We start from the raw sequence: 4957 nt of genomic DNA, 5'->3' as shown, positions 1-4957 counted from the left end.
GGGACAGGCACTCCGGGACCCACTTGAGCATCATTTTGTGCTTAAAGTATCTCATTTTTTGGGACAAGTGGGTCCCGGAAGAGCCAGTCCCCATGCCACATGCAAAGCGCTAAACAGATACGATTTCAAAATAAATGAGGTCCGGTTAAACCAATATACTCAGATTCAAGCGCGAATAAAAGGATTGTCTTTCGGAGACTCGGCAGGGAGTTGCGGACATCACAAACCCGAGTCACAGTCAGCTCTTGCCATGTGGTGAATAGATACGTATTTTTTTGTGTTTTCCATCTGTAAACACAATTTTCCCAAATGAAAACAGCATAATAGGGAGATACAGGAGTGACCATCCTGGTAGTTGAATTATGATCAAATCCAAAATGCAAACCTCTCTTCGTCAACGAATCTCTGACGATCTACAGCTTACCCTGATCTTGATCGTGGCTGGCTTGGCTTGTATTTTTATCACGCCGTTTACTATCTACCGCCTGATTTCCGGCTACCACCTCGTTGCCGTGTCCAATGCCATTCTGGTTTTGCTGTGTCTCGGTTTTGCTTTGCAGGCGTTGCGGACAGGCCGGACCAGGATACCTGGCCTGGCCATCTCGACGATCTGCTTAATTGGCATGGTGGTGGTTACGCTTGCCAGGGGCGATGAAGGGTATTTATGGTTCTACCCTTTGACCATTTTCATGTTTCATCTGACCCCTCCCTGGATTGCCATGGTCCTTGTTTTAAGTGGCCTTGGCGTGATTGTTTTGGGCGACTTAATCTGGGCGCAAAATATTTTCCCATCCACTGTGCATCTTTTCAGCTTTCTGGCCACTAGCGTTTGCGTGAGTGTTTTCAGTTATGCCTTTGCCAAGAGAAATATGGGGCAGCGCAAAAAATTGCAGAATCTGGCCGCCAGGGACGGGCTGACTAACCTGAAAAACCGCCGAAGTCTTGAAAATGAGCTGGCCCTTGCCGTGAACGCCAAGCAGAGCCTGGGCATAGAATTTGGCCTGGTCATTATTGACCTGGACAATTTGAAGCAAATCAATGATAAAATGGGCCATTCCAGGGGCGACCGCGTCCTGATGGATCTGGCCCACCTGATAAGCACAGCCTTACGCAGCAGCGACCAAACCTTCCGTTACGGGGGCGATGAATTCGTGGTCCTGCTTTCCAACGTCACGGCCCAGGGGCTGGCTGAAGTGTGCAAGAATCTGCAAGAGAAAATCAATGCGGAGCTGCGCTGTAACGATATGCCGGTAACCGTATCCATGGGAGCAGCGCTGCTCAAAGTGGAGGATGACGTGGAGCAGTGGTTTAGAAACGCCGATGATTGTCTGTATCAGTCAAAAAAAAGCGGCCGGAACAGATACCACTTGAATTGTTAACAAGGCAAACCGCGAAGATTCACTGCGGAAACGAGCATGTGCTCAGTAAGTACGCCTTAACCTGGGAAAAAAAGAACACTTTGGGGTCGGAACTAAATAATTTGCTGAGTTCCTGATCATACTTTCCAAAACAGGTTGGCTGCTCAGAACACCTCTTTCACCCTGAAAACGGACATTGTATGAATCTGGGTGGCTAATGGGAACTGACCACACTCTGTGCTTTGGGTATGATCAGAAAAAGGCTTTGATCAATCCGGTCTAAAAGGGCATCCATGGTCGGAGTGGACACGTGATGAAAGGTACTTCTGTTTCGTGCTCTATTCACAGGCTGTAAAGGACATTCAAGGATTTGCTTCATGGCTAATAGATTCGGCCCAGCTGGACTACCCCACGGGCGGAGCATGGGACCTTGGATTCGAGGTGTGCTTTTACCGCGACTATCTCTGGCAACTTGGTCGGTCAGCGAAGGGCAAAGGGTTCCCTCCAAAAAGAACCTTTGACTTTTGTTTGTTTGGCGAAAATCAATTAATAGTAGTGGAAGCGAAAGTATGTGGGCAGTTTAACTCGAAGCAGAATAAAGAGTTCGAGCTCGACAAGAAACGCATACGCGAGCTGCCCTATCTTGGTCATTTACGAATCGCAGTGGTGGCGCTCGCCTCTTCACGGTACTTTGCCAATGCTGTAAAGTACGGCTGGCCACAGACGCTGGCCGGGTTCGACGGTCGGGTTTCTTGGGCGCAAGCTGCCAAGAAGTATGGGCACCCTGACTTGCAACGTGCAGGTAGTCTATACAAGTTGAAGTCCGGAGCATTACTGTTAAATTAAATGCATATTCTGGATAAAAGGCGAGGCTGTATCTTTTAGGCCAGTCACAGAAAATCCTGAGAGGAGTTGGCCTGGATTGACAGCCGCCTCAACCTGGCGCGCCATTCCTGCCTAAGAGTTTAACTGGTCACCTATTTCCTGCAGTATCCTGTCGGCATCATCAATGGGTACTTGACAGGTCCCCACCTTTTTGTGTCCGCCTCCGCCATATTTCAGCATCAAAGAGCCGATATCCACCCCGCAGTCGCGTTTAAATATGCTATGTCCGCAGGTCATGACGATATTCTGCTTCTGGTAACCCCACATGACCTGTACTGATACGTTCTGCTCCGGAAACAGAGCATACAGGAGAAACCGGTTACCGGTAAAAATCTCCTCTTGACTGCGCAGATCGAGGACTACCACGTTATTATATATGCGGCTGTTTTGCAGGAGCATATTCCTGAACTCCTGGTCTTGCTCAAAATACCTGCTTATCCGTTCTTTGACGTCAGGAAGTTCAAGTATCTCATCGGCATTCATCTTGCGACAATAGTCAATCATGTCCATCATCAAAGCGTAATTGCTGATCCTGTAATCCTTGTACCTTCCCAATCCGGTTCTGGGGTCCATAATAAAGGAAATCAGGACCCATCCATGGGGATTTAAAATTTCTTCCTTGATGAAATCGGCAGAATCAAATTTGTCAGCGGCCTGGACCAGGGCATCCAGATGAGGATTTTCAAGCTTCTCTATCCCACCGTAGTAGTCATATATCACCCTGGCTGCACTCAATGCATGAGGGTCGCTTTTTCCTTTGAAATCCAAGTCCTTAAGTCTTTCCACTTCGCTGGAGTGGTGATCAAACCACATCCCGCATCCTGGAACGTAGGGTATGTTGGCCAAAACATCATTTTCATCAACCTGGATCAGGCCATCCTGGACATCCTTGGGGTGAACAAACTTGATATCGTCATCAATCACTCCGGCTTCTTTAAGCACCGCAGCACACCCCAACCCATCAAAATCAGATCTGGTAACAAGCCTCATCATATTCTTCCTCCTCCTTTTTTTCATTTGCCTTCTATCCACAAACACGTACAGACTTGCCTTGTCAAGGAAAAAAAAGTTGCAGTCATTTTTGGGTCATTGAACTCCTGGACAGCTGCTCTCAAAACCTGCAAAATGAATAACTGTAGGGAAATCATTAAAGTGGAATTCACAAGTAAACGGCAGGTATGAGGATATTTTGAGATAACACGACCCGCCAAGCTTTCCATCGTGAAAGTAAATATAGTACTGCTTGACCGGTTTTCTGCAGTCTTAGATCTTGTTGAAGGTCTTTCGTTTTTTGGCGTAATTTCCTTGGAGGCCGGCATGGATGACTACCTGGCCAAACCGGTGTGGTTATAAGTCTTGAAAAGGCCCTTTCCGAGTATGCAGAATAAAGCAAGCGAGCACTACGGCTATGGGATGGGAATAGTCCGGTATCAGATTTGAGAGGAATACCAATTCAAAGCTTGAGTCGTTGGGGCAGACAGTTAAACCTGCCTCCGGGTTGATTTTAACGGTAGATGTTTTCAATCCCTTGCAAAGCTTCAGTATCGCTGACCTTGCCCAGATACCGTTGTGTGGTGGCCAGATTGGCATGACCAGGATGACCTTGCTCACAATTTCCAGTGGGGCACCAGCACGTGAGGCGTAGGTTGCAGCATGACTTCTCAGGTCGTGCGGGCACAGATTAATGCCTACAGCTTGACCTGATTTCTTGACAATAGCTCTTGCACCAGTGTAGCCAATAGGGAAAATGCGCTCGGCTGGAGAAATCCCATTTGATCTAATATATTCCCGAAGCCGCTCTGCTACTTTCCTGGGGATTAAAACCACTTCGGATTGACGGCCACTTTTGGGTCTATCAATGAAAAGCTTTCTATCATCAAGATCGTCTGCCCTCAGATTAAGGACCTCGCCAATCCGCATTCCCCCTCTGGCCATCAGTTCGAGTATTAGCCTGTTCCTGGGATTGTCCGTTCTGAAAATAATTTCATCGACCACATCTTTTTCCAGTATGTTCCATTGTCTCCCGGTGGGATCACGAAAGGATTTTCTAAGCACCTGGGTATGGCAAGGATTGGGAAGCTTTACATCAACATTTGCGGTTATGAAATTGAAAAAGGCCTTGATAAGGGTGAACTTGAGTCGTTTCGTACTCTGCTTTTGTCCTTCGCTGTTTTAAGCAAGGAAATTGAAAAAGTCCTCTGAGGTGACCTGGCTAATCTCCTTTTCTCCGAGATAACCATCAAACTTGTGAAGCAAGATTTTATAATTCTTGATTGTTTTTTCCCCAGAGTTAATCCTCTGGTAACCCATAAACGCTTCCACAGCCTTTGAAGTCCTCATAGCTAACCTCCATTGGGTTGCAGTTACCCTATTTAGGGAAATCTGAGGACAAGACTACCACTTGAAGGCATCAATAGATAGTACGCCGGGACTACAGTTGTGCAACTAAGATTTCAAAAGGATTTCTCGCATTGCGATGAAATTGACTTTATGGGTATATTAGTGACTTACTCCTGAAATCCTGTCACAAAAAAACAAGAAAAATTTGAGCCATGACGGGGGTTCAGCATTTGGCACTGAGACTGTTCCGCACTTAATTTTTTAAGAAAAAAGACTACTGCCCACAGATCACACAGATGTACACAGATAAAAGAGGTTTTTTTATGTGCATACCAGGAATGAAGAACCTGGTATGCACATGGTCTCCACCGCAT

The 4957-nt window shown here is 46.7% G+C and carries 5 protein-coding genes; 2 read left to right on the top strand and 3 right to left on the bottom strand.

The genetic code is table 11. The annotated features are described in order from the left end of the window. The first annotated feature begins 362 nt into the window (after positions 1-362). Positions 363-1379 carry a GGDEF domain-containing protein gene (locus tag QZP87_RS06940; protein ID WP_291322191.1) on the top strand — a complete coding sequence of 339 codons (1017 nt, stop codon included), beginning with the start codon at positions 363-365 and terminating at the stop codon, positions 1377-1379. A 312-nt stretch (positions 1380-1691) separates the two neighbouring features. Further along, a complete protein-coding gene (locus tag QZP87_RS06935; protein WP_291322190.1) occupies positions 1692-2204 on the top strand; it encodes a hypothetical protein in 513 nt (170 codons plus the stop codon). 111 nt (positions 2205-2315) lie between these two features. On the opposite strand, the gene QZP87_RS06930 is transcribed toward QZP87_RS06935, so the two are convergent. The 3 genes from QZP87_RS06930 to QZP87_RS06920 all read right to left on the bottom strand — a co-directional run bounded on the left by QZP87_RS06930 (position 2316) and on the right by QZP87_RS06920 (position 4583). Next, on the bottom strand, positions 2316-3233 hold the full coding sequence (locus tag QZP87_RS06930; protein ID WP_291322192.1) for an exopolyphosphatase: 918 nt from the start codon (positions 3231-3233) through the stop codon (positions 2316-2318). Positions 3234-3590: 357 nt separating this feature from the next. Beyond that, positions 3591-4238 carry a site-specific integrase gene (locus QZP87_RS06925; protein WP_291322189.1) on the bottom strand — a complete coding sequence of 216 codons (648 nt, stop codon included), beginning with the start codon at positions 4236-4238 and terminating at the stop codon, positions 3591-3593. A gap of 177 nt (positions 4239-4415) precedes the next feature. Then, positions 4416-4583: a hypothetical protein gene (locus tag QZP87_RS06920; RefSeq protein ID WP_291322188.1), complete on the bottom strand. Its 168-nt coding sequence runs from the start codon at positions 4581-4583 to the stop codon at positions 4416-4418. Positions 4584-4957 lie beyond the last annotated feature (374 nt).

It is taken from the genome of Desulfonatronospira sp. (assembly GCA_003563255.1).
GTDB lineage: Bacteria > Desulfobacterota > Desulfovibrionia > Desulfovibrionales > Desulfonatronovibrionaceae > Desulfonatronospira.
The sequence above is the reverse complement of the archived record's forward strand: the minus strand, read 5'-3'. Positions and strand labels throughout refer to the sequence as shown.

What these genes read in the sequence shown, in the direction of transcription:
- QZP87_RS06940 (WP_291322191.1), top strand. Translation starts at nt 363, where the DNA reads ATGATCAAATCCAAAATGCAAACCTCTCTTCGTCAACGAATCTCTGAC.
- QZP87_RS06930 (WP_291322192.1), bottom strand. Translation starts at nt 3,233, where the DNA reads ATGAGGCTTGTTACCAGATCTGATTTTGATGGGTTGGGGTGTGCTGCG.
- QZP87_RS06920 (WP_291322188.1), bottom strand. Translation starts at nt 4,583, where the DNA reads ATGAGGACTTCAAAGGCTGTGGAAGCGTTTATGGGTTACCAGAGGATT.